25 protein-coding genes are annotated in these 24,169 nt (G+C 67.5%); 13 read left to right on the forward strand and 12 right to left on the reverse strand.

Annotation, left to right across the window (positions count from 1 at the left end):
- Nucleotides 1–8: 8 nt before the first annotated feature.
- Entirely contained in the window at nucleotides 9–1,211 is a 1,203-nt protein-coding gene (locus tag ACRAQ3_RS04115) for a pyridoxal phosphate-dependent aminotransferase (RefSeq protein WP_432255775.1), read from the reverse strand.
- 123 nt (nucleotides 1,212–1,334) lie between these two features.
- On the opposite strand from ACRAQ3_RS04115, the gene ACRAQ3_RS04120 reads away from it, so the two are divergent.
- The 3 genes from ACRAQ3_RS04120 (at nucleotide 1,335) to ACRAQ3_RS04130 (ending at nucleotide 2,632) form a co-directional block, all read left to right on the forward strand.
- Complete coding sequence (locus tag ACRAQ3_RS04120; protein WP_269396529.1) at nucleotides 1,335–1,724, forward strand: helix-turn-helix domain-containing protein; 390 nt, start codon at nucleotides 1,335–1,337, stop codon at nucleotides 1,722–1,724.
- 29 nt (nucleotides 1,725–1,753) lie between these two features.
- Nucleotides 1,754–2,026 (forward strand): succinate dehydrogenase assembly factor 2, encoded by a 273-nt coding sequence (locus tag ACRAQ3_RS04125; RefSeq protein WP_432256258.1) that lies wholly within the window; start codon nucleotides 1,754–1,756, stop codon nucleotides 2,024–2,026.
- Nucleotides 2,027–2,122: 96 nt separating this feature from the next.
- Nucleotides 2,123–2,632 (forward strand): MarR family winged helix-turn-helix transcriptional regulator, encoded by a 510-nt coding sequence (locus ACRAQ3_RS04130; protein WP_085894540.1) that lies wholly within the window; start codon nucleotides 2,123–2,125, stop codon nucleotides 2,630–2,632.
- A 33-nt stretch (nucleotides 2,633–2,665) separates the two neighbouring features.
- Here ACRAQ3_RS04130 and ACRAQ3_RS04135 read toward each other — a convergent pair whose 3' ends face one another.
- From ACRAQ3_RS04135 to ACRAQ3_RS04145, 3 genes are all read right to left on the reverse strand, one after another.
- On the reverse strand, nucleotides 2,666–3,094 hold the full coding sequence (locus ACRAQ3_RS04135) for a VOC family protein (RefSeq protein ID WP_085894542.1): 429 nt from the start codon (nucleotides 3,092–3,094) through the stop codon (nucleotides 2,666–2,668).
- Between the two features lie 92 nt (nucleotides 3,095–3,186).
- Nucleotides 3,187–4,536, reverse strand: a complete 1,350-nt coding sequence (locus tag ACRAQ3_RS04140; RefSeq protein WP_432255776.1) for a hypothetical protein — start codon at nucleotides 4,534–4,536, stop codon at nucleotides 3,187–3,189.
- Complete coding sequence (locus ACRAQ3_RS04145) at nucleotides 4,536–5,588, reverse strand: hypothetical protein (protein WP_432255777.1); 1,053 nt, start codon at nucleotides 5,586–5,588, stop codon at nucleotides 4,536–4,538. Before ACRAQ3_RS04145 ends, ACRAQ3_RS04140 begins: the two co-directional genes overlap by 1 nt.
- A 160-nt stretch (nucleotides 5,589–5,748) precedes the next feature.
- Between ACRAQ3_RS04145 and thyX the strand changes: the two genes are divergently transcribed.
- Nucleotides 5,749–6,657: an FAD-dependent thymidylate synthase gene (gene thyX, locus ACRAQ3_RS04150; RefSeq protein WP_432255778.1), complete on the forward strand. Its 909-nt coding sequence runs from the start codon at nucleotides 5,749–5,751 to the stop codon at nucleotides 6,655–6,657.
- 27 nt (nucleotides 6,658–6,684) lie between these two features.
- Nucleotides 6,685–7,572: a hypothetical protein gene (locus ACRAQ3_RS04155; protein ID WP_432255779.1), complete on the forward strand. Its 888-nt coding sequence runs from the start codon at nucleotides 6,685–6,687 to the stop codon at nucleotides 7,570–7,572.
- A 3-nt stretch (nucleotides 7,573–7,575) separates the two neighbouring features.
- Here the strand turns inward: ACRAQ3_RS04155 and ACRAQ3_RS04160 are convergent, their stop codons facing one another.
- On the reverse strand, nucleotides 7,576–7,782 hold the full coding sequence (locus ACRAQ3_RS04160; protein WP_269396537.1) for a cold-shock protein: 207 nt from the start codon (nucleotides 7,780–7,782) through the stop codon (nucleotides 7,576–7,578).
- Nucleotides 7,783–7,881: 99 nt separating this feature from the next.
- On the opposite strand from ACRAQ3_RS04160, the gene ACRAQ3_RS04165 reads away from it, so the two are divergent.
- Complete coding sequence (locus ACRAQ3_RS04165) at nucleotides 7,882–8,178, forward strand: arsenate reductase family protein (protein WP_432255780.1); 297 nt, start codon at nucleotides 7,882–7,884, stop codon at nucleotides 8,176–8,178.
- On the opposite strand, the gene thrS is transcribed toward ACRAQ3_RS04165, so the two are convergent.
- On the reverse strand, nucleotides 8,175–10,127 hold the full coding sequence (gene thrS, locus ACRAQ3_RS04170; protein WP_432255781.1) for a threonine--tRNA ligase: 1,953 nt from the start codon (nucleotides 10,125–10,127) through the stop codon (nucleotides 8,175–8,177). The genes ACRAQ3_RS04165 and thrS overlap by 4 nt on opposite strands.
- A gap of 157 nt (nucleotides 10,128–10,284) precedes the next feature.
- Here thrS and ACRAQ3_RS04175 point away from each other — a divergent pair, with 157 nt between their 5' ends.
- Entirely contained in the window at nucleotides 10,285–11,022 is a 738-nt protein-coding gene (locus ACRAQ3_RS04175; RefSeq protein WP_432255782.1) for an alpha/beta hydrolase, read from the forward strand.
- Here ACRAQ3_RS04175 and ACRAQ3_RS04180 read toward each other — a convergent pair.
- Nucleotides 11,019–11,189, reverse strand: coding sequence for a hypothetical protein (locus tag ACRAQ3_RS04180; RefSeq protein WP_165761361.1), 171 nt, complete (start codon nucleotides 11,187–11,189; stop codon nucleotides 11,019–11,021). The genes ACRAQ3_RS04175 and ACRAQ3_RS04180 overlap by 4 nt on opposite strands.
- A gap of 25 nt (nucleotides 11,190–11,214) precedes the next feature.
- Nucleotides 11,215–12,327 (reverse strand): pyridoxal phosphate-dependent aminotransferase, encoded by a 1,113-nt coding sequence (locus ACRAQ3_RS04185; RefSeq protein WP_432255783.1) that lies wholly within the window; start codon nucleotides 12,325–12,327, stop codon nucleotides 11,215–11,217.
- 111 nt (nucleotides 12,328–12,438) lie between these two features.
- Between ACRAQ3_RS04185 and ACRAQ3_RS04190 the strand changes: the two genes are divergently transcribed.
- Nucleotides 12,439–12,594, forward strand: coding sequence for a hypothetical protein (locus ACRAQ3_RS04190; protein ID WP_165761362.1), 156 nt, complete (start codon nucleotides 12,439–12,441; stop codon nucleotides 12,592–12,594).
- Between the two features lie 109 nt (nucleotides 12,595–12,703).
- Here ACRAQ3_RS04190 and ACRAQ3_RS04195 read toward each other — a convergent pair whose 3' ends face one another.
- Together ACRAQ3_RS04195 and ACRAQ3_RS04200 are read right to left on the reverse strand one after the other, a co-directional pair.
- A complete protein-coding gene (locus tag ACRAQ3_RS04195) occupies nucleotides 12,704–15,799 on the reverse strand; it encodes a valine--tRNA ligase (protein WP_432255784.1) in 3,096 nt (1,031 codons plus the stop codon).
- A 63-nt stretch (nucleotides 15,800–15,862) separates the two neighbouring features.
- Nucleotides 15,863–16,297 carry an Lrp/AsnC family transcriptional regulator gene (locus ACRAQ3_RS04200; RefSeq protein WP_432255785.1) on the reverse strand — a complete coding sequence of 145 codons (435 nt, stop codon included), beginning with the start codon at nucleotides 16,295–16,297 and terminating at the stop codon, nucleotides 15,863–15,865.
- Between the two features lie 106 nt (nucleotides 16,298–16,403).
- Here ACRAQ3_RS04200 and ACRAQ3_RS04205 point away from each other — a divergent pair, with 106 nt between their 5' ends.
- Nucleotides 16,404–17,579, forward strand: coding sequence for a type III PLP-dependent enzyme (locus ACRAQ3_RS04205; protein WP_432255786.1), 1,176 nt, complete (start codon nucleotides 16,404–16,406; stop codon nucleotides 17,577–17,579).
- Nucleotides 17,580–17,645: 66 nt separating this feature from the next.
- Nucleotides 17,646–18,743, forward strand: coding sequence for a DUF2235 domain-containing protein (locus tag ACRAQ3_RS04210; protein ID WP_269396545.1), 1,098 nt, complete (start codon nucleotides 17,646–17,648; stop codon nucleotides 18,741–18,743).
- A 7-nt stretch (nucleotides 18,744–18,750) separates the two neighbouring features.
- Here ACRAQ3_RS04210 and ACRAQ3_RS04215 read toward each other — a convergent pair whose 3' ends face one another.
- Together ACRAQ3_RS04215 and ACRAQ3_RS04220 are read right to left on the reverse strand one after the other, a co-directional pair.
- Nucleotides 18,751–19,689 carry an alpha/beta fold hydrolase gene (locus ACRAQ3_RS04215; RefSeq protein WP_432255787.1) on the reverse strand — a complete coding sequence of 313 codons (939 nt, stop codon included), beginning with the start codon at nucleotides 19,687–19,689 and terminating at the stop codon, nucleotides 18,751–18,753.
- Nucleotides 19,682–19,975 carry an SCP2 sterol-binding domain-containing protein gene (locus ACRAQ3_RS04220; protein WP_432255788.1) on the reverse strand — a complete coding sequence of 98 codons (294 nt, stop codon included), beginning with the start codon at nucleotides 19,973–19,975 and terminating at the stop codon, nucleotides 19,682–19,684. Before ACRAQ3_RS04220 ends, ACRAQ3_RS04215 begins: the two co-directional genes overlap by 8 nt.
- A gap of 145 nt (nucleotides 19,976–20,120) precedes the next feature.
- Between ACRAQ3_RS04220 and ACRAQ3_RS04225 the strand changes: the two genes are divergently transcribed.
- Genes ACRAQ3_RS04225 through ACRAQ3_RS04235 form a run of 3 tightly spaced genes read left to right on the forward strand, consistent with a single transcriptional unit; the run spans nucleotide 20,121 to nucleotide 24,143 of the window.
- Nucleotides 20,121–20,642 carry a tetratricopeptide repeat protein gene (locus tag ACRAQ3_RS04225; RefSeq protein ID WP_432255789.1) on the forward strand — a complete coding sequence of 174 codons (522 nt, stop codon included), beginning with the start codon at nucleotides 20,121–20,123 and terminating at the stop codon, nucleotides 20,640–20,642.
- 40 nt (nucleotides 20,643–20,682) lie between these two features.
- A complete protein-coding gene (locus ACRAQ3_RS04230; RefSeq protein WP_432255790.1) occupies nucleotides 20,683–23,793 on the forward strand; it encodes a helicase-related protein in 3,111 nt (1,036 codons plus the stop codon).
- On the forward strand, nucleotides 23,790–24,143 hold the full coding sequence (locus tag ACRAQ3_RS04235; RefSeq protein WP_432255791.1) for an RNA-binding S4 domain-containing protein: 354 nt from the start codon (nucleotides 23,790–23,792) through the stop codon (nucleotides 24,141–24,143). The genes ACRAQ3_RS04230 and ACRAQ3_RS04235 overlap by 4 nt, the downstream gene beginning before the upstream one ends.
- Nucleotides 24,144–24,169: the final 26 nt, after the last annotated feature.

A 24,169-nucleotide genomic window follows, 5' to 3' on the forward strand; every position in this document is an offset into this window, starting at 1 on the left:
CCTTCGGGTTATCGCAGCCCCTCGCAGAAGCGGCGGATGCGGGCACAGGCCTCCTCCAGCGCCGCGTCCGAGGTAGCGTAGCTGACCCGGAAATTCGGCGAAAGGCCGAAGGCCGCGCCGAACACGACGGCCACGCCTTCCTCCTCGAGCAGCGCCGTGGCGAAGGCCTCGTCATCGGCGATCACCGTGCCGCCGGCGCTGGTCTTGCCGATACAGCCCGAGATGTCGGGATAGACGTAGAAGGCCCCGTCCGGCACCGGGCAGGTCACGCCGGGCGCGGCGTTTAGCCCAGCCACCACCAGATCGCGCCGCCTCTGGAACACCGCGTTGTTCGGGGCGATGAAGTCCTGCGGCCCGTTGAGTGCCTCCACGGCGGCCCACTGGCTCACCGAGCAGGGGTTCGAAGTGGATTGCGACTGCAGCTTGGCCATGGCGCGGATCAGCGGTTCGGGCCCCGCCGCATAGCCGATGCGCCAGCCGGTCATCGCATAGGCCTTGGAGACGCCGTTGACGGTGAGCGTGCGATCCTTGAGGCCGGGCTCGACCTGCGCGGGCGTCGTGAAGCGGAAATCGCCGAAGGCGAGATGCTCGTACATGTCGTCGGTCATTACCCAGACATGGTCGTGGCGCAGCAACACGTCGGTGAGCGCTTTCAGCTCGTCATGGCTGTAGCCTGCGCCGGTCGGGTTCGAGGGCGAGTTGAACAGCAGCCACTTGGTGTTCGGCGTGATCGCCGCCTCGAGGCTCTCGGAGGTCAGCTTGTAGCCGGTCTCGATCCCGCAGGCCACGGTGACCGGCGTGCCGCCGGCAAGCAGCACCATGTCGGGATAGCTGACCCAGTAGGGGGCGGGGATGATCACCTCGTCGCCCGGGTTCAGCGTCGCCATCAGCGCGTTGTAGAGCACCTGCTTGCCGCCCGTGCCGACGCTGACCTCGCTCGGCGCATAGTCGAGATCGTTGTCGCGCTTGAATTTGGTGCAGATCGCGCGTTTCAGTTCGGGGATGCCGTCGACGGCGGTATAGCGGGTCTTGCCCTCCGCGATGGCGCGGCGCCCGGCCTCGGCGATGTTGGCCGGGGTGTCGAAATCGGGCTCGCCGGCCGAGAGGCCGATGATGTCGCGCCCCTGCGCCTTCAGCTCGGCCGCCTTATTGGTCATGGCGATGGTGGACGAAGGCTTCACCCGCGCGAGGGTGTCGGACAGAAAGGGCATGGCGGCTCCGATGTCGCTGGTCGGGTGTGACAGGTCGCGCCCGTGACTGGAAACCGCGCCCCGCCAGTGTCATATGGCGGGGGCGGGCCGCCATCAAGCGGCCGCTGGGCAGGAGGATGCGCGATGCAGGACGAAGGCTATTACAGCGAGACGGCCGCCACCTTCGGCGACAGGCTGGCAGGCGCGCGCGAGGGGGCCGGGCTCAGTCAGGAAGCGCTGGCGACGCGGCTCGGGGTCGAGGTCGGGACGCTGCAGGCCTGGGAAGACGACATGGACGAGCCGCGCGCCAACCGGCTGCAGATGCTGGCGGGAATGCTCAACGTGTCGCTGAGTTGGCTGCTGACCGGTCGTGGTGACGGACCCGAGGCGCCGGCCTCGACCGAGACGCCGCCCCCGGCGCTTTCGGAGATCCTCTCGGAAATGCGGGTGCTGCGCGCCGAGATGATGCAGGCGGCCGAGCGCATGGCAACGCTGGAGAAGCGTTTGAAGCGTGTCGGCGAGGTTACCTCGTGAGAAGGTTGCCGATCGAACCCGCTGCACCGCTGGACGAGCCGCGCGAGACCCGCGTACGGCGGCTGCGGATGCGCTCGATGCGGCGCGGAATCAAGGAAATGGACCTGATCCTCCAGGATTTCGCCACCCGTCGCCTCTTGGAAATGTCGGATGAGGGGCTCGCGCTCTATGATCGGCTGCTTTCGGAAAACGACCACGACATCTATGGCTGGATCGCCGGTTCCCTGCCGGTGCCCGAATGCTACGCGGCGCTCGTGGCCGAGATCGCAGATGGCGCGCGCGGCGTGACCCGGCCCCGCTGAGGCCGGGCCGCGCAGGTGCAAGGTCGCGCAATTTAACCGTTTCTTTGTCATTCTCCGACATTCCTGCCTTCGGGCGGGCAGAACGGAGAGTTGACGATGAGCGTGCATTCCTCCCTGGAACCGGCGCTGCGCGGGGCGCGCGACACGGCCTTCATGGCGAGCTATCTCGATAGCCTGACATTGGTGGAGCGGCTGCACCGGCTGCTGCTCGACGTCATCAAGGATGAATTCGAACGCATAGGCGTGATCGAGATCAACGCGGTGCAGGCGCTGCTGCTCTTCAATGTGGGCGACAACGAGGTCACGGCGGGCGAGCTGAAATCGCGCGGCTACTACCAAGGCAGCAATGTCAGCTACAATCTCAAGAAGCTGGTCGAGGCGGGTTACATGCATCACCAGCGATGCCAGATCGACCGGCGCTCGGTCCGCGTGCGGCTGACCGAACAGGGGCGGCGCATCCGTGACATCGTCGACAAGCTCTTCGCAAGCCACGCCGCGGGCATGCTGTCTCGCGGCGTGCTCGACCAGTCCGGTATCGACGACATCACCATGTCGCTGCGGCGGATCGAACGCTACTGGACCGAGCAGATCCGCTATATCTACTGACCCCCACGCCAATCCGGCACGAGCGGAACGGGCCTACCAGTGGCCAGTGTTCTCCATGCTCGCCCACGGCTCCTGCGGCGCCAGCGCGTCTCCGGCCTGCAGAAGCTCGATCGAGATGTTATCGGGCGAACGGACGAAGGCCATGTGCCCGTCGCGCGGGGGGCGGTTGATGGTCACCCCGTTCTCCTGCAGGTGGCGGCAGGTTTCGTAGATGTCGTCTACGCGATAAGCGAGGTGCCCGAAATGACGGCTGTCGGAAGGCAGCCCGTCGTCCCCATCCCAGTTCCATGTCAGCTCGACGGGGCATTCCTCCTGTCCGGGGGGCGCCATGAAGACGAGGGTGAAGCGACCGCCCTCGCTCTCCTTGCGGCTGGTCTCCCTGAGGCCGAGAAGCTCGTAGAAGGCCATGCTCTTCTCGAGATCCTTCACCCGGACCATGGTGTGCAGATATTTCAATGCCATCGCGGTGGTCTCCCTCTCATGCGCGGTCTTGCGCGACGCGGCGGAGCCTAGCACGCGTCACGTGCGCTGCCAGTGCGGCAGGCTCAGAAGGTTCAGAAGGCGGAGCGCAGGCCGAGGTTGAGGGTCACGGCCTCTTCGTCGAAGAGATCGACATCCGACCAGCTGCGCCGCGTCTCGATCCCGATCTCGGGGTAGAAGCCATAGCGCTCCTGGCCGGGCAGGGCGATCCGGCCCTCGAGCCGCAGCTCAGCCTCTTGACGGCCGTCCAAGCTGTAGCGGCTTTCGGGATAATCGCGCCATTCGACCTCGATGCCGAAGCCGAGCCGTGCGGGGCCCAGCGGTCTTGCGACGTCGTAATCGATTCCGAGCGTCAGCCCGTCATGCGCCAGATCGGGCGTATCGCCGGTCTGGCGGCGCAGCCGCGCGCTCAGACCGAGGCCGTCGGCATTGTCGAGGCGCTGTGACCAGGCCAGCCTCAGGGTCGGCGTCCACCAATCGGTTCCGGTGTCGAGCCGGTCGCTGTATTGGGCGGCGAGTGCCAGATCGAGGCGCGCGCGTGGCTGGCGCAGCAACGGCCGGGCCAGCCCGAGGCGCAGCGTGTCGACATAGGGGTCACCGCCGTACCAGTGGCGCGCCGCCTCGACCGAAAGATCGATCGGCATCTCTGGGCGCGCGAACCGCTGCGTCAGCCCGAGCCGCAACGTAGCCTGTGCGAAATCCGCGCCGCGTGCTTCCGGGGCCTGTCGGCGTGCGCTGTCGCTAAGCCTGTAGCCGCGCCCTTCCGCCTCTAGGTCGATCCAGGCCGGGCCGGGCAGGGCGGGGGCGGCGATCCCGTGGCGCGCCCCGGCCGACCCGGTCACCGCCGTGCCCGACAGCGCCCGCGCCGCGCCGGACAACTCCAGCTCCACCGGCAGGCCCGGCAGGCTCAGCGTCTCGGAACGGCTGCCGCCATTGACGTTCGAGGAGGGCGCCACGCCGAAGCCGAGCCGCAACGCCAGCGGGTTGCGCGCCGCCACGGCGCGGTAATCCGCGGCCAGCCCGGCGCGGGCGGCGGCGTCGGGGGCATCCGGGCTGGCGTGGCGCAGCCAGATCTGGGCGCGGGTGAAGCGGCCCTGCTGCGTCAGCGCGAAGGCCGCGAGACGCGCCGCGCGGAACCGCGCCGGCCCCTCGACCCGACCATGCGCCGCGGCGGCGAGCCGCGCCGCGTCGGCCCAATCCTCGGCCCGCACCGCCGCCTCCGCCGCGAGGATCAGCGCCGTGGCGTCTTCGGGATCGCGCGTCAGCAGCGCCCGCGTCAGCGCCTGCGCGGCCTCGACCTGACCCGCCGCCAGCGCCTCGGCCGCGAGGCGGCGCATCGCGTCCGGGCCGATCTCCACCGGCGCGGCCATGGCAGAGGCGTTGAGCCAGAGCGCGGCCGCGAGGCAGAGCGACCCGAGGCGCATCAGCGGTAGACGATGAAGCCGCCGGTCTCGCGCGCGGTGACGTCGTCGAAGCGCGGGTCATCCGAGTTGATCACCACGATGCCCACGATCTCCTCGGCCTCGCCGCCGATGATCCCCAGATAGGTGCCGGATTCATAGGTCTCGACGGTGCCGTCCTCGAGCGTCCGCCGGCTCGACAGCGTGCCGCCGATCTCACCATTGGCGCGCAGCGCGCCGGGGCCGACATCGAAGACCAGCGTCGGCGCGACCAGCGCCTCGTCGCCCCCACCCAGCGACAGGAGGTTGCCGTTCGAGTCGAAGACCTGGCGGTTGTCGATCACGCCGCGGACCCCTTCGCCCGAATTGAAATCCTCGAAATCCACGGCGATTTCGATGTCGCCGGTGGTGTATTCGAGGCCGCCGGCGCCGGAGAAGACGCGCATCCCCGCATAATCGCCCGCGAACACCGCCTGGCCATTCTGCGGCAGCTCGACGCCGCCATTGCGCTCGTAGAGAAAGCCGCCGAAGCCGTAGCTGCGATAGCTGCCGGTGCGCACGATGGCAAAGCGCGAGCGCGGCTCCAGCTTGCCATCGACCCGGACCTGGTCGCGGCTGACGCCGTAGATCGCGCGGTAGTCGAACTGATCGACCGTCTCGCCGGTGCGCGGATCGATCACCGGGTCGCGTACGACGAGATCGTCGTCGGGCGTGCCGACGCTGGCATAGAGCGCATAGCCCGCGAGGCTGTCGAAGCCGTCCTGCCGCTGATAGGGCCGGTCGCCGTCGAAGGCGATGTTGTCGACGGTGAAGCTGTCGCTCGCGGCGTTGTAGACCACCTCGGTGACGAAGCCGCCGCCCTCGCCATCCTCGGCCTCGGTGCGGAAGATCGACTCGTCGGGCCCGGCCTTGGGACCTTCGGTGCCCTCGGGCGGCGTGCCGTCGCCGTCGAAGCCGCCGGTCTCCTCCTCTTCCTCGTCCTCCTCCGTCACTTCCTCTTCGGAAAACTCGAAGGGCTGGCCGTCGCCGCAGGCGGCGAGCAGCAGCAATGCGGCAATGGAAAGTGGTCGGATCATCGGGGCTGCCCTTCGGCCTGAGGCTCTTTGATCCCGACCATCCGGGGCCGGGTGGGGGCTGTCAACGCATGGGCCGGGCGCGCGGGCAGGCGGCTCGGCGATTGTTCCAATCCGGCCACGGGGCTATGCAGGCGCAAGCCACGAGTTACAGGAGACGACCATGCCGCTGACGCCCGAGCAGAGCGCCGAGATCGAGGATCTCCGCGCCACCCCCCGACAGACGCTGCGCGCCGTCTCCGAGGGTGCCGAAAAGCATCTCTACAAGGCGCATCCGGTGCTCGACCACGGCTTCGTGCGGATGATCGACTACATGGGCGACGACGCCGCGATCTGCCAAGCGGCGCGCGTGAGCTACGGGCGCGGCACCAAGTCGGTGCAGAACGACGAGGGGCTGATCCGCTACCTGATGCGGCACTGGCACTCGACGCCGTTCGAGATGTGCGAACTGAAGCTGCACGTGAAGCTGCCGGTTTTCGTCGCGCGCCAGTGGATCCGCCACCGCACCGCCAACGTCAACGAATACTCCGCCCGCTACTCGATCCTCGACCGGGAGTTCTACATCCCAAGGCCTGAGGACCTCGCCGCGCAGTCGAGCCAGAACAACCAGGGCCGGGGCGATGTGCTGGGCCCTGAGGAATCGGCCCGCGTGCTCGACTGGCTGCGCGAGGATGCGCACCGCGCCTATGACCACTACGAGCAGATGATCTCCGATGAGGGCCAGCAGGGCCTCGCGCGCGAGCTGGCGCGGATGAACCTGCCCGCCAACATCTACACGCAGTGGTACTGGAAGGTGGATCTGCACAACCTGTTCCACTTCCTGCGCCTGCGCGCCGACCCCCACGCGCAATACGAGATCCGGGTCTATGCGGACGCGATCTGCGAGATGGTCAAGGACTGGGTGCCCGCCGCCTACCGCGCCTTCGAAGAGTATCGCCTCGGGGGGGTGACGCTTTCAGCTTCCGGTGTAGAGTGCCTACGGCGGATGCTCGCTGGGGAGGAAGTGACTCAGGAGACGTCCGGCATGAGTGCAAGGGAGTGGCGAGAGTTTACAAGCCAATTTAGGAACTGAAACGGTAGCTCTTAAAGTGATGTAAAAGTGAATAGCGAGAAAGTGGATAAAGTTGGGAATTGGCTGAAGGGAGAGGCGGTTTTAATTGCAGGTGCAACCACGGCTCTATATATATTCACTTTCTTCTTTCAGAAATCATATCTCGCATACTTTTTAATAGACGAAGTATTCATCTCAATCGGCGCTAAGACCGTTTTGGCCTCTGCCGCATGGCTGCTGGGGACGTTAATGTCCTCATGGTATTTGTTTGGAATTGTCCCTTACTCCTTCCTGAAGTCTGGTCCAAAAATATTTCTCGTTTACCACAATCAGATAATACTTGCTGCCGTTGCGGGGCTAGCATTTTATGCTCTGGGCTTCGTGTGGCTAACGGTTGCGCTGTTCTTAGTGCTTTTCGCATTCGCGCTTTCAGCGGCTTTGACTTTTCTAAGGTTCAGAAAGAAGGGTGGGACTTTTGCAGGGTTTATTGACCTTAACCTTAAGGCAGAGGTGGAATGGAGGAAGGGTTCGGCAAGCCAGACATTGGTGCGCAAGCTAGACTGGCCGTCATTCTACTTTTTGACCGCATTTTTTGTAGCACCGTATGCGGCGGGCAGTATAAGCGGAAGCATGAGCGCTGCTTTGAAGGGTGATTTCCAGTCCATCGAGGTGGATAGCGAGATCATGATTTTTGTTTCGCACGCGGATGTCGGGTCTATTGCTGTGATAGGCGAGCATCTTCCCGATAGTCGTACCTTTACGTTAAAGGGACAGGCAAAGATAATTCCATCTGATGCGTTTCCTCAGGACAGGTTGACCCTCTTGAAGGGAATGAGGATCAAAAAGCCTGAGTCAAAATCTGGTCAGCGCCAATCGGCCAGCAAGTTCTTGGAGAAGGTCCAAGCAGACTTAGTAACTTTATACAGTAAGTTCTGACGGCTAAACCTTCCGCAAATTCCCTGCCATTTCCCTGCCATCCCGCCCCTCGATCAGGTCGAACTCCACCGGCTCGTCATCGGCGAGGCCGGTGAGGCCGGAGCGCTCGACCGCCGAGATGTGGACGAAGATGTCCTTGCCGCCATCCTCCGGCGCGATGAACCCATAACCCTTGGTGGTGTTGAACCATTTCACGGTGCCCTTCGGCATGGCACTTACTCCCGTCACTTGAAGTCCGACCGCACGCCTTGCGGTTGCCAAGGACAGTAGGTCGCGTGCAGGAAAGGCAAATCACAAGTGGAGGGAAAGATGCGGGTTCTCGGGCTGAAGAACTGCGATCGTACGCGCGCCGCGATGAAGGCGCTGAAGGAACAGGGGCATGAGCCGGTTCTGGTCGACGTGCGGGCCGAACCGCTGGCCGCGGAAGAGCGCGCGGCGATCGTCGCGACCTTCGGCGACAAGGCGATCAACCGGGCCTCGACCACATGGCGCGGGCTGTCCGAGGACGAAAAAGCCCGGCCTGTGGCCGGGCTTCTGGAGGATCACCCGGCGCTGTTGAAACGCCCGGTGATCGAAGAGGGCGGCAGCTACCGCCAGGGGCTCTAGCCCCGGCGCAGGTCCGGCGGCGTCGCCTCGTCCTTGAGCCGTGCCAGCACCTCGTCGAGGGCCAGCACCTCGGAGCGGTTCTCGCCGAGGCGGCGCAGGCTGACGGTGCGCTCCTCGACCTCGCGGCCGCCGATGGCGAGGATCACCGGCACCTTGCCGACCGAGTGCTCGCGCACCTTGTAGTTGATCTTCTCGTTGCGGGTGTCGGCCTCGGCGCGGATGCCCGCCTTTTTCAGCGCGGCGACCACCTCGTGCACGTAGTCGTCGGCATCCGAGACGATCGAGGCCACCACGACCTGTCGCGGTGCAAGCCAGAGCGGCAGGCGTCCGGCATGGTTCTCGATCAGGATGCCGAGGAACCGCTCGAAGGAGCCGAGGATCGCGCGGTGCAGCATCACGGGCCGCGCCTTGTCGCCCTTTTCGTTGACGAACTCCGCATCCAGCCGGTCGGGCAGGTTGAAGTCGGCCTGGAAGGTGCCGCACTGCCATTCGCGCCCGATCGCGTCGGTGAGCTTGAAGTCGAGCTTGGGGCCGTAGAAGGCGCCTTCGCCCGGATCGACGGTGTATTCGGCCCCGGCCTTCTGGATCGCCTTTTCCAGCGCGGTCTCGGCCTTGTCCCAGATCTCGTCCGAGCCCACGCGGGTTTCGGGCCGGGTCGAGAGCTTGATGTCGAACTTCTCGAAGCCGAGGTCGTGGTAGACCGAAGCAAGGAGCGCGATGAAGTCCGCGCATTCCTGCTCGAGCTGGTCCTCGGTGCAGAAGATATGCGCGTCGTCCTGCACGAAGCCGCGCACCCGCATCAGCCCGTGCATGGAGCCCGAGGATTCGTAGCGGTGGCAGGAGCCGAACTCCGCCAGCCGCAGCGGCAGGTCGCGGTAGGATTTGAGCCCCTGATTGTACACCTGCACATGGCAGGGGCAGTTCATCGGCTTGAGCGCGTTGGTGCGCTTTTCCTTCGCGCCTTCCTCGTCCACCTCGACGATGAACATGTTCTCGCGATAGGCCTCCCAGTGGCCCGACTTCTCCCACAGCACGCGGTCGACGACCTGCGGGGTGCGGATCTCGCGGTAGCCGGCGGCGTTCTGGCGGCGGCGCATGTAATCCTCGAGCGCGCGGTAGACGGTCCAGCCGTTCGGGTGCCAGAACACCATGCCCGGCGCCTCTTCCTGCAGGTGATAGAGGTCCATCTCGCGGCCCAGCTTGCGGTGGTCGCGCTTGGCGGCCTCCTCCAGCATGGTCAGATGCGCCTTGAGCTCGTCGCGGTTGCGGAAGCCGACGCCCGAAATCCGCTGCAGCTGCGGGCGGCTCACGTCGCCGAACCAGTAGGCGCCCGAGACGCCCATCAGCTTGAAGGCGTCGGCGGGCAGCTGGCCCAGATGCTGCAGATGCGGGCCGCGGCAGAGATCCTGCCAGTCGCCATGCCAATACATGCGGATCGGCGCGTCCTCGGGGATGCGGTCGAGAAGCTCGATCTTGAAGGTCTCGCCGCGCTCCTGGTAGTAGGCGCGCGCCTGCGCCCGATCCCACACCTCGTTGCGGATCGGCTCGGACTTGGCGATGATTTCCTTCATCTTCTTCTCGATCGCGCCGAGATCCTCGGGGGTGAAGGGCTCGGAGCGGTCGAAGTCGTAGAACCAGCCGTTCTCGGTGACCGGGCCGATGGTGACCTTCACGTCGGGCCAGATTTCCTGCACCGCGCGGGCCATGACATGCGCGAAGGCATGGCGGATCAGCTCCAGCGACGGCTCTGTATCCTTGGTCGAGTGGATCGCGATCTTGCTGTCATGCTGGATCGGCCAGCTCAGATCCCAGTGGTCGCCATTCACATTCGCGGAGATGGCCTTCTTGGCGAGGCTGGGCGAGATCGATTGCGCCACCTCGGCGGCGGTCACCCCGGCGGGATATTCGCGGCTGTTGCCATCGGGAAAGGTGAGGGAGATCTGGGCCATATCGGCCTCCTCGTCGGTTTGGCGCCCACGGAACGCCCGGTTGCGGGTTATGTGTGTCGGGGCTTGATGATCGGGCGGGACCGGCGTGTCAAGCGCGGGGCTTGTCATTGCGGCCGCGCGCTTCGATGCTGCGCCCCGACCAAGGACGGAGACGAACATGCCCGACTTTACCAGCCCGCAGGGCCGCCGCATCGCCTATGATCTCACGCCGGGGGCGGGGCCGGGCGTGGTGTTCCTGGGCGGATTCCGCTCCGACAAGGAGGGGACCAAGGCGGTCTTTCTGGAGGACTGGGCGAAGAGGAATGGCCGCGCCTTCCTGCGCTTCGACTATTCCGGCCATGGCAGCAGCGGCGGCAGCTTCGAGGAGGGGGCGATCGGCGACTGGGCCGAAGACGCCGCGGCGGCGCTGTCGCTGACGACGGGGCCCCAGATCCTCGTCGGCTCCTCGATGGGCGGTTGGATCTCGCTGTTGCTGGCGCGCGCCGTGCCAGAGAAGGTCGCGGGCCTCGTCACCATCGCCGCCGCGCCGGATTTCACCGAGGACGGGTTCTGGGCGGACATGACCGGCGACATGCGCAATCGCTTCGAGGCGGACGGCTATCTCGACTACCCGTCGGATTACGGTGATCCGCTGCGGATCACCCGGCGCCTGATCGAGGAGGGGCGTAGCCATCTGGTGCTGCGCACGCCGCTGCCGCTGCCTTTCCCGGTGCGGTTCCTGCAAGGCACGGCGGATGAGGATGTCTCTGTCGCCACCGCCTTGCGGCTCTTGAAGCACGCGGATGGGCCCGACAAGCGGCTGACTCTGGTCGACGGGGCCGACCATCGGTTTTCGACCCCCGATTGCCTCGACCTGATCGCGGCTAGCGTGGCGGAGGTCTCGGCCCGGGCCTAGCGTCGGACGCGGCGGGCGAGGGGCTGCGCAAGGCGGTCGAAGCCCAGCGCGCCGAAGACCACCCCGGCCCAGCCCCAAATCGCCGCGACGGTCAGCAGCCCCATGAAGAGCAGCACGCCGAGGGTGGCGAGAAACGCGTTGGTGAAGTCCGGGGCGGGTTGGCGCATGGCGACCTCCTTGGCCCCTCGCGAGCTAGGGCGCGATGCGGGCCTCTTCCAGCGCCTGTGGTAAAGCTTTCGCGAAGGCATCCAGATCGGCTTCGCGCCCGGCGGTCACCCTGATGCAGCGGTTCAGCGGCGCGACGCCCGGCATCCGGACGAAGACACCTCGCGCCGCCAGCCCCTCCATGACCTGGCGAGCGAAGGCACCATCGCCGCCGCAATCCACGGCGACGAAGTTGGTGGCCGAGGGCAGCGGCATGAGGCCGTTGTCATGCGCGATCGCCGCGATGCGGGCGCGCGCCGCCGCCACTTCCTTCAGCACGTGGTCGAGATGGTCGCGTGCCGAGAGCGCCGCCAACGCTCCTTCCTGCGAGATCCGGCTCAGGCCGAAATGATTGCGCACACGGTCAAAGGCCGCGATCAGCGGCGCCGGGCCGATCGCGTAGCCGACGCGCGCGCCCGCGAGCCCATGCGCCTTGGAAAAGGTGCGTAAGCGGATCACACGGTCGTCGGCGGGATCGATCTCGGGTCGCTCCGCCTCGGGCGCGAACTCGACATAGGCCTCGTCCAGCACAAGCAACGCATCGGCGGGCAGCGCCTCGATCATCTCGCGGACCGTCGCGGCGTCGTGCAGCCCGCCCATCGGATTGTCGGGATTGGCGATGTAGACGAGCTTGGCTCCGGTCCAGCCGGCGCGCTCCACCAAACCCTTGGTATCGACGCGGTCGCCGTCATAGGGCACCTGTTCGATCCGTCCGCCGAAACCGGTGACGTGGAAATCGAAGGTCGGGTAACCGCCTTCCGAGGTGACGACCCAGTCGCCGGGCCCGACGATGAGTCGCACCAGAAGGCCCAGCAGCCCGTCGATGCCCTCTCCGACGCGGATATGCGCCGGATCCACCCCATGATGCGCGGCGATGGCCTGGCGCAGTTCATGCGCCTCCGGATCGCCATACATCCAGACATCCTCGGCGGCCTTTCGCATGGCCGCGACCGCGGCGGGCGCGGGGCCGAAGACGTTTTCGTTCGCGCCAAGCCGGGCGGCGAAGGGGCGGCCCATGCGCCGCTCCTGCGTTTCCGGGCCCACGAAGGGCACGGTATCGGGGAGCGAGGCGGCGAGCGGGGTAAGGCGCGGATCGGTCATGCGCCAGAGGATGCCGCGCGCCAGACGCCGCCACAAGCAGCAAACGCTTGCACGATGCACGTGCGTCACCTAGCGTGCGGTAACAACCTGTAGGTGATAGTGGTTCAAGTGATGCGTGATATTTTAAGGACGCTCATATCTGCTTTTGCAGCCAGCGAAGGCGAAGAGCGGACCGGTTTCGAGTTCGTATGGGTGATTCTGTTGCTGTCGGGCGGCGGCATCGTCCTGACGCTGGCCGTCCGGCTGTTGTTCATCGAAACCATCTGACCACGCGGCGCGCTCGCGCTGCGGGAGAGCCTGGCGACGTCGTCCCGAGCCAAGGGGGCGGCATCAACCGATTCCCGCCCCCCAGTGATTGTCTGCGGCTTGTCCTGTCTCAGGCGATCTCGGCCAGCCGGTCGAGCGCGGCGGCGAGTTGCGCGGCCTCGGCTTCGCGAGCCGCGAGGTTCTGCTGGGTCTCCTCGACCACTTCCTCGGGCGCGCTCTGGGCGAATTTGGGATTGTTCAGTCGCCCCTTCAGCCCGCCGATCTCCTTGGCCAGCTTGCCCATCACCTTTTCCAGCCGCGCTTTTTCAGCACCCACGTCGATGATGTCGGCCAGCGGCAGTGCCAGCGTCGCGCCGGGCAGGGGCACGGTGATCGCCCCCTTGGGCGCGGCCTCGGCCTCGACCAGCGAATCGATCCGCGCCAGCCGCGACACCATCGCGGCGTTGCGGTCCCAGGCGGTGCGCACGGCATCCTCGGCCCCGACCAGCACCACCGGCACCTGAAGGCCTGCGGGCACGTTCATCTGCGCCCGCGCCGAGCGCACGCCCTCGACTATCGCGATGGCGAGCGACATTTCGGCCTCGGCCTCGGGATCGGCCAGCTCGGCTGCGGTGTATTCCGGCCATTCGGCATGGACCAGCATCGTGTCGCGCTGCGCGGTGTTGCCCCACAGCTCCTCGGTGATGAAGGGCATGATCGGGTGGAGCAGGATCATGCATTGGTCGAGCACCCAGGCCATGACCGCCTGCGTCTCGGCCTTGGCCGCATCGTCGTCGCCCTGCAGCAGTGGCTTGGAGAACTCGACATACCAGTCGCAGACCTTGCCCCAGACGAAGGCATAGAGCCCGTTCGCGGCATCGTTGAAACGGTAGGCGCTGAGCGCCGCGTCGGTCTCCTCGCGGATCTTCGCGGTCTCGGCGACGATCCAGCGGTTGACGGTCGCGTTCGCCTTGGGCGGCACCGCGGGGGCGGCGTGGCGCTCGGGCGCCAGCGCGCCGTTCATCTCCGCAAAGCGGCAGGCGTTCCACAGCTTGGTGGTGAAGTTGCGATAGCCCTGGATGCGTTGCGTCGAGAGCTTCAGGTCGCGCCCCATCGCCGCCATCGCGGTCAGGGTGAAGCGCACCGCGTCCGCGCCGAACTCATCAATCAGGTCGAGCGGGTCGAGCACGTTGCCCAGGCTCTTCGACATCTTCTTGCCCTTCTCGTCGCGGACGAGGGCATGGACATAGACGGTGTCGAACGGTTTCTGCCCGACCACGGCGTATTGCATCATCATCATCCGGGCGACCCAGAAGAAGATGATGTCGAAGCCGGTGACGAGGGTGGAGGTGGGGAAGTACTTCTCCAGCTCCGGCGTCTCTTCGGGCCAGCCCAGCGTGCCGATCGGCCAGAGGCCGGAGGAGAACCACGTGTCGAGCACGTCGGGGTCGCGCCAGACCGGAATCGCGGTCGGGGCCTGGGGCGAGCGGATCGCGCCCTCGTCGGTGGTGTTGCCCACGGCCGCCTCGAACAGCGCCATCGCTTCCTGGCGATCCTCGACGATGCGGATCTCGTCATGGCCGTAATAGGCAGCCATCTTCTCGAGCGCCTCCGTGCGGGTGGCGGCGCAGAACGGGGTCCACTCGGCCTCGAGATCGACATGGCCGTCGGTCAGGGTCGGCCCGTACCAGACCGGGATCTGATGGCCCCACCAGAGCTGGCGCGAGATGCACCAGGGCTCGATGTTCTCCAGCCAGTGGAAATAGACCTTGGCGTCGCGCTCGGGCAGGATCCTGGTCTCGCCCGACCGCACCGCGTCGAGCGCCGGGCCGACGATCTTCGAGGTGTCGACGAACCACTGGTCGGTCAGCATCGGCTCGATCACCACCTTGGAGCGGTCGCCGAAGGGCTGCATGATCGGCTTGTGCTCGACCAGCGGCACCAGCCGGGTCTCGGGCGGGGTGCCGCCTTCCTCGGCGGCCTCGCGCTTGGCGGCCTTGGGCCCGAGGCGGGGGTCCCATTCGGGCACCATCACGGCGAGCCCCTGCGCGGTGATGTCGGCGATCACCCGCTCGCGCGCCTCGAAGCGGTCGAGGCCGCGATACTCGTCCGGCACGAGGTTGAGCGCGTCGGCCTCCATGATTGAGATCTCAGCGCCGCGCGCGACCTCCTGCGCCCGGGCGGCGGCCTCGGCATATGGGACGCCGTCGGCGCGCATCGCGCCCTTGGTGTCCATCAGCCGGTACATCGGGATGCCGCCGCGCTTGGCGACCTCGTAGTCGTTGAAGTCGTGCGCCCCTGTAATTTTCACCGCGCCCGAGCCGAAATCCATCTCGGGGTATTCATCGGTGATGATCGGGATCAGGCGCCGATGCTCCTTGGGACCGACCGGGATCTCGCAGAGCTTGCCGACGATGGGAGCGTAGCGCTCGTCATCGGGGTGCACGGCCACCGCGCCATCGCCCAGCATCGTCTCGGGCCGGGTCGTGGCGATGGCGATGTAGTCGCGCTCTTCCTCGAAGACGATTTTCCCGTCCTCGTCGCGCTCGACATAGGTGTAGGTCTCGCCGCCGGCCAGCGGGTACTTGAAGTGCCACATGTTGCCGGGCTGCTCGATGTTCTCGACCTCGAGATCCGAGATCGCGGTCTCGAAATGCGGGTCCCAGTTCACCAGCCGCTTGCCGCGGTAGATCAGGCCCTTCTCGTACATGTCGACGAAGACCTTGATCACCGCGTCGTGGAAGTTGCCCTGCTCGCCCTCGGGCGCGCCCGGCGCGCCGGACATGGTGAAGGCGTTGCGCTCCCAGTCGCAGGACGCGCCGAGACGCTTGAGCTGATCGATGATGGTGCCGCCCGACTGCGCCTTCCACTCCCAGACCTTTTCGAGGAACTTCTCGCGGCCCATTTCGCGGCGGCTCTCATTGCCGGCCTTGGCCATCTCGCGCTCCACGACCATCTGCGTGGCGATGCCCGCGTGGTCCTGACCGGGTTGCCACAGCGTGTCGAAGCCGCGCATCCGGTGCCAGCGCGCGAGGATATCCTGCAGCGTGTTGTTAAACGCATGACCCATGTGCAGCGAGCCGGTGACGTTGGGCGGCGGGATCATCATCGAGAAGGTCTCGGAGCGGCGCGCGCCGGCCCCGGCACGGAACGCGCCCGCCTGTTCCCATGCCGCGTAGAGCCGGGCCTCGGCCTCGGCCGCGTCGAACGTCTTTTCCATCGCCATGTCCCGGGCTCCTCGTGCAGATCGGCCTTGTCTCTAGCGCGGCGGGCGGGGGAGGAAAAGGGATCAGCCCCGGTCGATCCGGGTGGAAAGGTGAATGAGCGCCTCGGTCGCCTTGACGCCATCGAGCGCGCCGATCCGGTCGAGCGCCGCGTCGAGCGCCTCGGTGGTCTGCGCTCGCAGCCGGCAGGCGAGATCGAAGCGGCCCGAGGTGGTGTGGACGGTCTCGACCTCGGCGATCCGCTTGAGCCCGGCCAGCACGGCGGCCTGCCGCGCGGGGGTCATCTGCACCAGCACCGTGGCGCAGATGCCGCCGCGCGCCCGCTCGGCCAGCCGAACCGTATAGCCCGCGATCACGCCCGCGCGCTCCAGCCGGTCGAGCCGTGCCTGGACCGTGGAGCGGGCGAGCCCCAGCCGCTGCGCCAGATGCGCCACGGGGGCGCGGGCATTCTCGGTCAGAAGCGCGATGAGGCGGGCATCGGTCGGATCGGGTTCGGTCATATCGCCGATCCTGCCGACGATATGGCGGCAGGTCGAGACATATCGCGCGGAGTGCCGCTTCGTTCCGGCGGCCACGCGGCGCAGCATGGGGGCAAGGAGGACCCATATGCTGCAAAGCCCCGTTGCCATTCCACTTCCCACCATGCCGCCTCGTGCCGAGACGCCGCGTGACTGGCTGCGTCGCCATGGCGGCGATACGCCGGTGTTGCTGAGCTGCCCCGAAGCCCTCGCCGCCCGTCACGCCAGCTTCCGGCGCGGCTTTCCGGGCGAGGTGACCTATGCCGTGAAAGCCAATCCCGACGCGGCAGTGATCGCGCAGCTGGCGGCGGAGGGGATGCGCGCTTTCGACGTCGCCTCGCCCGCCGAGATGGCTCTGGTGCGCGGGCTCTGCCCCGAGGCTGTGCTGCATTACCACAACCCGGTGCGCTCGCGCGCCGAGATCAGGGCCGGGATCGCCGCGGGGGTAGCGTCCTGGTCGGTCGACGACATGGCCGAGTTCGACAAGCTCATCGCCGAAGGGGTCGGGCGCGAGGCCGAGATCGCGGTGCGGCTGAAGCTGCCGGTGGCAGGCGCGGCCTATGATTTCGGTGCCAAGTTCGGCGCCGTGCCGGAACTGGCGCTGGCGCTGCTGCAGCGCGCGGCAGAGGCGGGTTTCCGGGTCTCGATGACCTTTCATGTCGGCACCCAATGCGCCGATCCGACGGCCTGGACCGCCTATATCGACGCCTGCGCGGATCTGGCCCGGGCGGCGGGGGTGCGGCTGGCGCGGCTCAATGTCGGCGGCGGCTTCGCCTCGGGCCGCGACGGCATCGCCCCCGATCACGAACCGGTCTTCGCGGCGATCTCACGGGGTGTCGCGGCATTTGAGGACGTGCCCGCGCTGGTCTGCGAACCGGGCCGGGGCCTCGTGGCGGATTCCATGGCCTACGCGGTGCCGGTCAAGGCGCGGCGCGGCACCGCGCTCTATCTCGGTGACGGCATCTATGGCGGGCTGTCCGAATGCCCCTCGATCGGCGTGCCCAGCGTCGATCTGGTCCCGCATGACGGTCGCAGCCTCGGCACAGACCAGCCCTTCGTCCTGTTCGGCCCGACCTGTGACAGCCTCGACCGGCTGCCCGGCGAAACCCGCCTGCCGGGCTGCGCGGCCGAGGGCGACTGGCTGCTGTTCTGCTCGGCGGGGGCCTATCTGGTCGGGGTAACGACCTGTTTCAATGGATATGGAACATATGATCGGGCAGAGGTCGCGCGCCTCTGGACAGAGCGGTCTCGTCCCTTAGGGTAAAGGTTAACGGCGGAAGGGAAATCATGCGGGCGACGAGCAGGTCAGTGGCGCAGAGACGAGGCCCCGATGGGCGTCCGTGACTGGCTGCTCGGGCTGATCGGACGCCGGCCGCGGCAGGCCGAGGGTCAGCCCCGCGCCCGTGGCGCCGCCACCCATGTGATCATCCTCGACGGCACCATGTCGACGCTCCGCCGTGGCTTCGAAACCAATGCCGGTCTGACCTACAAGCTGCTGCGCGAGAGCGGCCGCCACGCGAACCTGACGGTGCATTACGAGGCGGGCATCCAGTGGCGCAGCTGGGCCGAGACGCTTGACGTGCTGATGGGACGTGGCATCAACCGGCTGATCCAGCGCGCCTATGGCGTGCTCGCCTCGCGGTTTCGTCCGGGCGACACGATCATTCTCGTGGGGTATTCGCGCGGCGCCTACGCGGTGCGGTCGCTGTCGGGAATGATCAGCCGGATCGGGCTGCTGCGCGCCGATGCCGCCACCGAGCGCAACGTCCGTGACGCCTATCGGCATTACCGTCATCGCGGCTCCGAGCCGAGCGAGGCGGCGCGCGCCTTCGCGCGGCTTCACTGCCACGACCGGGTGGAGATCGAGGCGGTGGCGGTCTGGGACACGGTGGCTTCGCTGGGCCTGCGCCTGCCGCTCCTGTGGCGCTGGTCCGAGCCCAACCACATGTTCCATGACCACCGGCTCGGCAGCCACGTGTTGCACGGGTTCCATGCGCTGGCGCTCGACGAGACACGCCGCGCCTACACGCCCGTGCTCTGGACCACGCCCGAGGGTTTTGGCGGCCATGTGGAGCAGGTCTGGTTCAGGGGCACGCATGGCGATATCGGCGGCCAGATCGGCGGCTCTCTGCAGCACCGGCCCCTGGCCAACATCCCGCTGGTCTGGATGCTGGAGCGGCTGGAGCAACGCGGCATGACCCTGCCCGAAGACTGGCGATCGCGGTTTCCCTGCGATCCGCAGGCGCCCTCGGTCAGCACGTGGCGCGGCTGGAACAAGCTGTTCCTGTCGCGCCGGCGACGCATCGTCGGGCGCGACCCTTCCGAGCGCCTGCACGAGACCGTGGCGGGCGGGCACCCGGCGCGGATGCGTCTCCCTGCGCCGGGCGAGGATCTGCCCACGGTCGGTCATCTCGGCGCGGCGGAGTAGTTCGGCCTCAGCCGAAATGCCTTGCGATCCGATCGATCCGCGTGCCCCGCGTCTCGGCGTCCTCGATCAGGAGTTCGTGGCGGCCGCCCTCGATCATCTCCAGCGCGGCGCCGGGCCAGCGCGCCATCCGCTGTCGGATACGGGTCGAATCGACCACCCATTCCTCGGTGCCCAGAAGCGTCAGGCAGGGCAGGGCGGGCGAAGGCAGGCGCGACAGCGCCCAGGTCTCGCGCAGTGCTTCGTGCAGCCAGTGCAGCGACGGTGCGGCAAGGCCCAGCTCGGGATGCAGGGCCACTTGCCGGCGTACCCAGTCGAAGCTCTCCTGATCGCGGGTCAGCATGTTGGCCTCGGCCGCCTCCGCCGCCTCTTCCAGCGTGGCCGAACGTCCCGGCGACGGAAGATGCGACAACCCGACGAGACGCGAAGCGCTGCTGAGTCCCCAGGCCGCGACGCGCAGGGTGGGGCGCATCAGCACGCCCCACATCGGTGCGGTAAAGCAGGCGCTGTCGAAGCCAACGCCCCGGATCAGTGCTCTGAGGCCGATGCAGCCCCCCATGGAATGGGCGAGCATGTGATAGGGGCGCGGCAGTCCGAGGGACTGGACATGCGTCAGGAAGGCGTCGAGATCGTCCTGATATTCGGAGAAGCGATCGACATGGCCGCGCATCGCGTCGTCATGGCCCCGGTGCGACAGCCCCTGACCGCGCCAGTCCAGCGTCGCGCAGCCATAGCCGCGTGCCACCAGATCGCCGGCGACACGTCCGTATTTCTCTGCGTATTCAGTGCGCCCGCTGAGGATCAGCACCGTGCCGCGCGGCGCGGCCGTGTCCCAATGCACGGTCCTGAGGCGCACGCCGTCCGCGGCGGCGATCCATTGCGCCGCCGCCGGGCCATCGGCCACCTCCGCGAAGAAGGGGGCGGCCGAGGGCTTGGTGCCGTCAGCCAAGAACCGCCGCCAGATTCATGGCAAGCCCCATGTCGCCATCGACCGACAGCTTGCCCTGCATGAAGGCGGCAGTCGGATCGAGATCGCCCTCGAGGATCGCCTGGAAGGTTTCGGCATCGGCGGTGAGCGTCACCTCGGCGGGCTCGTCGCCCGCGCGCGCGCCGCTCTCGTCGATCATGATCGCGCCCTCATCCGCGATCACGAACTTGGCCGGGCCGCCCTCAAGGCCTTGCCCGTCCATCTTGGCGTTGAGCGCCGTCACCGCCTGGCTCACCAGTTCACTCATCATGTCGTCCTTCGGGTTCGCGGAAGCCGGGATGGCCGCCGATCTGGTCCTTGTGATGGGGTGCCTCTGGTCTCGGTCCGGGCGGGCCCCTACACTAGGGACTATGGGTGCAAGCATTCTTCCCTTCAAACCTGTCCTTGCGGCATTGGCGATCAGCGTTGCGGCTGTGCTTCCCGTGCAGGCGCAGGAGGCCGATCGCGTCGCGCGGCTGTTCGAGGACTTGCGGACCGCCGACCCGGAGCAAACCTCCGAGATCGCGTCCGGGATCCGCGAGGCATGGTCGCGCAGCGGCTCGGCCACGGTCGACCTGCTGCTGGAGCGTGGGCGCGAGGCCCTGGGCAACGGCGATGGCCGGGCCGCGATCGAGCATCTGACCGCGGTGATCGACCACGCCCCCGATTTCGCCGAAGCCTATGCGCTCCGGGCCAACGCCTATTACCTCGCCGGCCTGACCGGCCCCGCCATCGAGGACCTGCGCGCGACGCTGGCGCTCGAGCCGCGGCATTTCGGCGCGCTGCAGGGCTTTGCCGTGCTGCTCGAGGAGATGGGCCGCCCCGAGGATGCGCGCGAGATATGGGACCGGGTGCTGGCCTTGATGCCGCATGACCCCCAGGCCAACGAGACCGCGCAGCGCCTCGACATCATGCTTGGCGGCCGCACGCTCTGATCTTTCCCGCCCCGCTCGGCGGGCGACCACAGGACCTCCCATGACCCCCTCCCGCATCGGCGCCGTGCTCGGCCCCACCAATACCGGCAAGACGCATTACGCGATCGAACGGATGCTGGCCTATCGCACCGGCATCATCGGCCTGCCGCTGCGGCTGCTCGCCCGCGAGGTCTATGACCGGATCGTCAAGGCGCGCGGCCCCTCGGTGGTGGCGCTGGTGACGGGCGAGGAGCGGATCGTGCCGCCGCGCGCCGCCTATTGGGTCTGCACCGTCGAGGCGATGCCCGAGATGGATGCCGATTTCCTCGCCGTGGACGAGATCCAGCTCTGCGCCGACCCCGAGCGTGGCCATGTCTTCACCGACCGGCTGCTGCGTGCGCGCGGCCGCTACGAGACGTTGTTCCTCGGCTCAGAAACCATGGCGCCCGCGATCCGCAGCCTCGTACCGGAGGCCGAGACCATGCGCCGCGACCGGCTCTCGACGCTCAGCTATGCGGGTTCGAAGAAGCTCAGCCGGATGCCCGAACGCTCCGCCATCGTCGGTTTCTCGGTCGATAGCGTCTATGCGATCGCCGAGTTGATCCGCCGCCAGAAGGGCGGGGCCGCCGTGGTGATGGGGGCGCTCTCGCCGCGGACCCGCAATGCGCAGGTCGAGATGTATCAGAACGGCGATGTCGACTATCTCGTCGCCACCGACGCGATCGGGATGGGGCTCAATCTCGATATCGGCCATGTCGCCTTTTCGTCGCTGATCAAGTTCGACGGCCACAAGATGCGCCATCTCGCCCCCGACGAGCTGGCGCAGATCGCCGGTCGGGCCGGGCGGCACCGCACCAATGGCAGCTTCGGCGTCACTGGCGAGGCGCCGCCGCTCGAGGACGAGGTGATCGAGGCGATCGAGAACCACCAGTTCCGGCCCGTCACCCGCCTGTTCTGGCGCAATTCCGATCTGCAATTCGGCTCGCTGAAGCGGCTGATCCAGACGCTCGAGCAACGCACCAACAACCCTTGGCTGGGCCGGGTGCGCGAAAGCGACGATCTCGCGGCGCTGAAATCGCTCGCGGCCGATCCGCTGATCCAGAGCCGCGCGCATGACGGGGCCTCGGTGCGGCTGCTGTGGGATGTCTGCCGGCTCCCGGATTTCCGCGGCATCGGCCGGGGCGAGCATGCGGAGATGGTTGGGCAGATTTTTGCGCATCTGCAGGATCGCGGCCGCATTCCTGACGACTGGTTCGCCAAGCGTATCCAGCGCATCGACCGCACCGACGGCGATATCGACGCGCTGTCGAAACGGCTGGCCTATATCCGCACATGGACCTATGTGGCCCAGCGCCGCGGCTGGGTCGGGGATGAAAGCCATTGGCGCGAGATCACGCGCGGAGTAGAAGATCGCCTGTCGGATGCGCTGCATGGCGCGCTGACTCAAAGATTCGTGGATCGGCGGACCAGCGTTCTGGCCCGGCGGCTCAAGCAGAAGGAGGTCATGGTGGCCGAAGTGACAGACAACGGCGACGTGACGGTCGAGGGCGAATTCGTCGGACGGCTGGAAGGATTCCGGTTCCGCGCCGACAAGGCGGGCGGCCCGGACGAGGCGAAGACCCTGCGGCAGGCCGCGGACAAGGCGCTCGCGCCGCAGTTCCACCTGCGCGCGGACCGCTTCTACAACGCGCCCGACACCGAGATCGACGTGACCGAGCAGGGCGGCCTGATGTGGGGCTCTTCCGCCGTCGGCAAGCTGGTCTCCGGCGCCGATCCGTTCAAGCCGCAGGTCGTGGCCTATGTCGATGAGGAAGCCGGTCCCGAGATCACCGAGAAGGTGAAACGCCGGCTGCAGCATTTCATCGACCGCAAGATCGCCGCGACGCAGGAGCCGCTGCTGGCGCTGGGCGGTGACGAGACCCTGACCGGCCAGGCCAAGGGCTTTGCCTACCGCATGGTCGAGAATTTCGGCATCATTCCGCGCGGCGACGTCGCCGAAGAGGTGCGGGCGCTGGATCAGGAGGCGCGCGGCGCGCTCCGCAAGCACGGCATCCGCTTCGGCCAGTTCACCGTGTTCATGCCGGCGCTCCTGAAACCCGCGCCGACCCGCATCCGCCTCGTGCTCTGGGCCCTGTCGAAGAACCTGCAGGAGTTTCCCGAGACGCCGCCGCCGGGCCTTGTCACCGTGCCCGCCACGCGTGGCGCCGTGCCGGGCTACTACGCGATGGCGGGTTACCGCGCCGCCGGCGAGCGGGCGATCCGCATCGACATGCTGGAACGTCTCGCGGACATGCTGCGTGACCGCGACAGCAAGGGCGGCTTCGAGGCGGTGCCCGACATGCTCTCGATCACCGGCTTGTCGCTCGAGCAGTTCGCCGAGCTGATGACCGGGCTGGGTTACAAGGCCGAGAAGGGCGAGCGCCCCAAGGTCAAACCCGTCCGTGCCGCCACCCCCGAAGAGGTGCCGGGCGAAACCCCCGATACCACGCCGCCGGCACCCGAGGGGCCGGATGTTCCGGGCAATACGCCGCCCGAGGCGCCGGATCAGCCCGACGCGCCGGGCATCACCCCGCCCGACGCGCCCGAGCAGCCGGACCTGCCAAACGAGACGCCCGAAGCGCCGGATCGGCCGGACAATGCGCCGGCGAGCCCGACCGACGTGCCGGGGACCGAGCCGGACCTGCCTCCCTCGGAGTTGCCGGGGCAATCGCCCGATCGCGGCCCGGCGCCGGCGCCCGACGAGATGCCCGACAGCGATCCGCCCGCGGGCATCCCGGCCGGCACGCCGACCGAGATCCCGCCCGGCACCATCGCCGTGGGCGAGACCGCACCGCAAGGCGCGGAGGAGGCCGCCGAAGCCGAAGCGGCGGAGATGGAGACCTTCTACACCTTCACCTGGGCCGGTCGCGGACAGCGCCGGGGCGGCGAGGGCGCGAAGGGCCGGCGGCAGGGCGGCAAGCCCGATCACGCCCGCAAGGATGGCGGTGCCCCGCGCGGCGCCAAGGGCAAGCCGAACGGTCGCGGCGAGGGCAAGGGCGACGGCAAGCGCCGCAGCCCCAAGCCGGAGCAGGGCGAGCGTCCGCGCAGCTTCTCCTCGCAGCCGCAGCGCGAGAAGAAGATCGACCCCGACAATCCCTTCGCCGCCGCGCTGGCGGGCTTCAAGCGCGATTGAGCCGGGGCGACACCAACCCGGCCGAGGCGCGGCGCGATACGCTGCGCCTCGACAAGTGGCTCTGGCAGGCCCGGTTCTTCAAGACCCGGAGCCTCGCCGCCACGCTGGTTTCCAAGGGCCGGGTACGGGTCAATGGCCAGCCCGCCGCGCGCCCCTCGCGCGGTGTCGGCGCGGGCGACGTGCTGACCTTTCCGCAGGGCCGCGCGATCCGGGTGATCCGGATTCTCGCGCTCGGCGAACGGCGCGGGCCCGCTCCCGAGGCGCGCATGCTCTACGACGATCTCGACCCGCCCGCCGCGCCGCAACCCGGGGACGACGGCAAGGAGGAAGGGTCGGCGGCGCTTGAATGACCCTGCGGACTGTTCTAGCTAGGCCG

Source organism: Limimaricola sp. AA108-03 (assembly GCF_050847355.1).
Classification (GTDB): Bacteria; Pseudomonadota; Alphaproteobacteria; order Rhodobacterales; family Rhodobacteraceae; genus Limimaricola.

Coding starts and splice junctions, on each gene's coding strand:
- ACRAQ3_RS04115 (WP_432255775.1), bottom strand. CDS start 1,211: ATGCCCTTTCTGTCCGACACCCTCGCGCGGGTGAAGCCTTCGTCCACC.
- ACRAQ3_RS04120 (WP_269396529.1), top strand. CDS start 1,335: ATGCAGGACGAAGGCTATTACAGCGAGACGGCCGCCACCTTCGGCGAC.
- ACRAQ3_RS04130 (WP_085894540.1), top strand. CDS start 2,123: ATGAGCGTGCATTCCTCCCTGGAACCGGCGCTGCGCGGGGCGCGCGAC.
- ACRAQ3_RS04135 (WP_085894542.1), bottom strand. CDS start 3,094: ATGGCATTGAAATATCTGCACACCATGGTCCGGGTGAAGGATCTCGAG.
- ACRAQ3_RS04140 (WP_432255776.1), bottom strand. CDS start 4,536: ATGCGCCTCGGGTCGCTCTGCCTCGCGGCCGCGCTCTGGCTCAACGCC.
- ACRAQ3_RS04145 (WP_432255777.1), bottom strand. CDS start 5,588: ATGATCCGACCACTTTCCATTGCCGCATTGCTGCTGCTCGCCGCCTGC.
- thyX (WP_432255778.1), top strand. CDS start 5,749: ATGCCGCTGACGCCCGAGCAGAGCGCCGAGATCGAGGATCTCCGCGCC.
- ACRAQ3_RS04160 (WP_269396537.1), bottom strand. CDS start 7,782: ATGCCGAAGGGCACCGTGAAATGGTTCAACACCACCAAGGGTTATGGG.
- ACRAQ3_RS04165 (WP_432255780.1), top strand. CDS start 7,882: ATGCGGGTTCTCGGGCTGAAGAACTGCGATCGTACGCGCGCCGCGATG.
- thrS (WP_432255781.1), bottom strand. CDS start 10,127: ATGGCCCAGATCTCCCTCACCTTTCCCGATGGCAACAGCCGCGAATAT.
- ACRAQ3_RS04175 (WP_432255782.1), top strand. CDS start 10,285: ATGCCCGACTTTACCAGCCCGCAGGGCCGCCGCATCGCCTATGATCTC.
- ACRAQ3_RS04180 (WP_165761361.1), bottom strand. CDS start 11,189: ATGCGCCAACCCGCCCCGGACTTCACCAACGCGTTTCTCGCCACCCTC.
- ACRAQ3_RS04185 (WP_432255783.1), bottom strand. CDS start 12,327: ATGACCGATCCGCGCCTTACCCCGCTCGCCGCCTCGCTCCCCGATACC.
- ACRAQ3_RS04190 (WP_165761362.1), top strand. CDS start 12,439: ATGCGTGATATTTTAAGGACGCTCATATCTGCTTTTGCAGCCAGCGAA.
- ACRAQ3_RS04195 (WP_432255784.1), bottom strand. CDS start 15,799: ATGGCGATGGAAAAGACGTTCGACGCGGCCGAGGCCGAGGCCCGGCTC.
- ACRAQ3_RS04200 (WP_432255785.1), bottom strand. CDS start 16,297: ATGACCGAACCCGATCCGACCGATGCCCGCCTCATCGCGCTTCTGACC.
- ACRAQ3_RS04205 (WP_432255786.1), top strand. CDS start 16,404: ATGCTGCAAAGCCCCGTTGCCATTCCACTTCCCACCATGCCGCCTCGT.
- ACRAQ3_RS04210 (WP_269396545.1), top strand. CDS start 17,646: ATGGGCGTCCGTGACTGGCTGCTCGGGCTGATCGGACGCCGGCCGCGG.
- ACRAQ3_RS04220 (WP_432255788.1), bottom strand. CDS start 19,975: ATGAGTGAACTGGTGAGCCAGGCGGTGACGGCGCTCAACGCCAAGATG.
- ACRAQ3_RS04230 (WP_432255790.1), top strand. CDS start 20,683: ATGACCCCCTCCCGCATCGGCGCCGTGCTCGGCCCCACCAATACCGGC.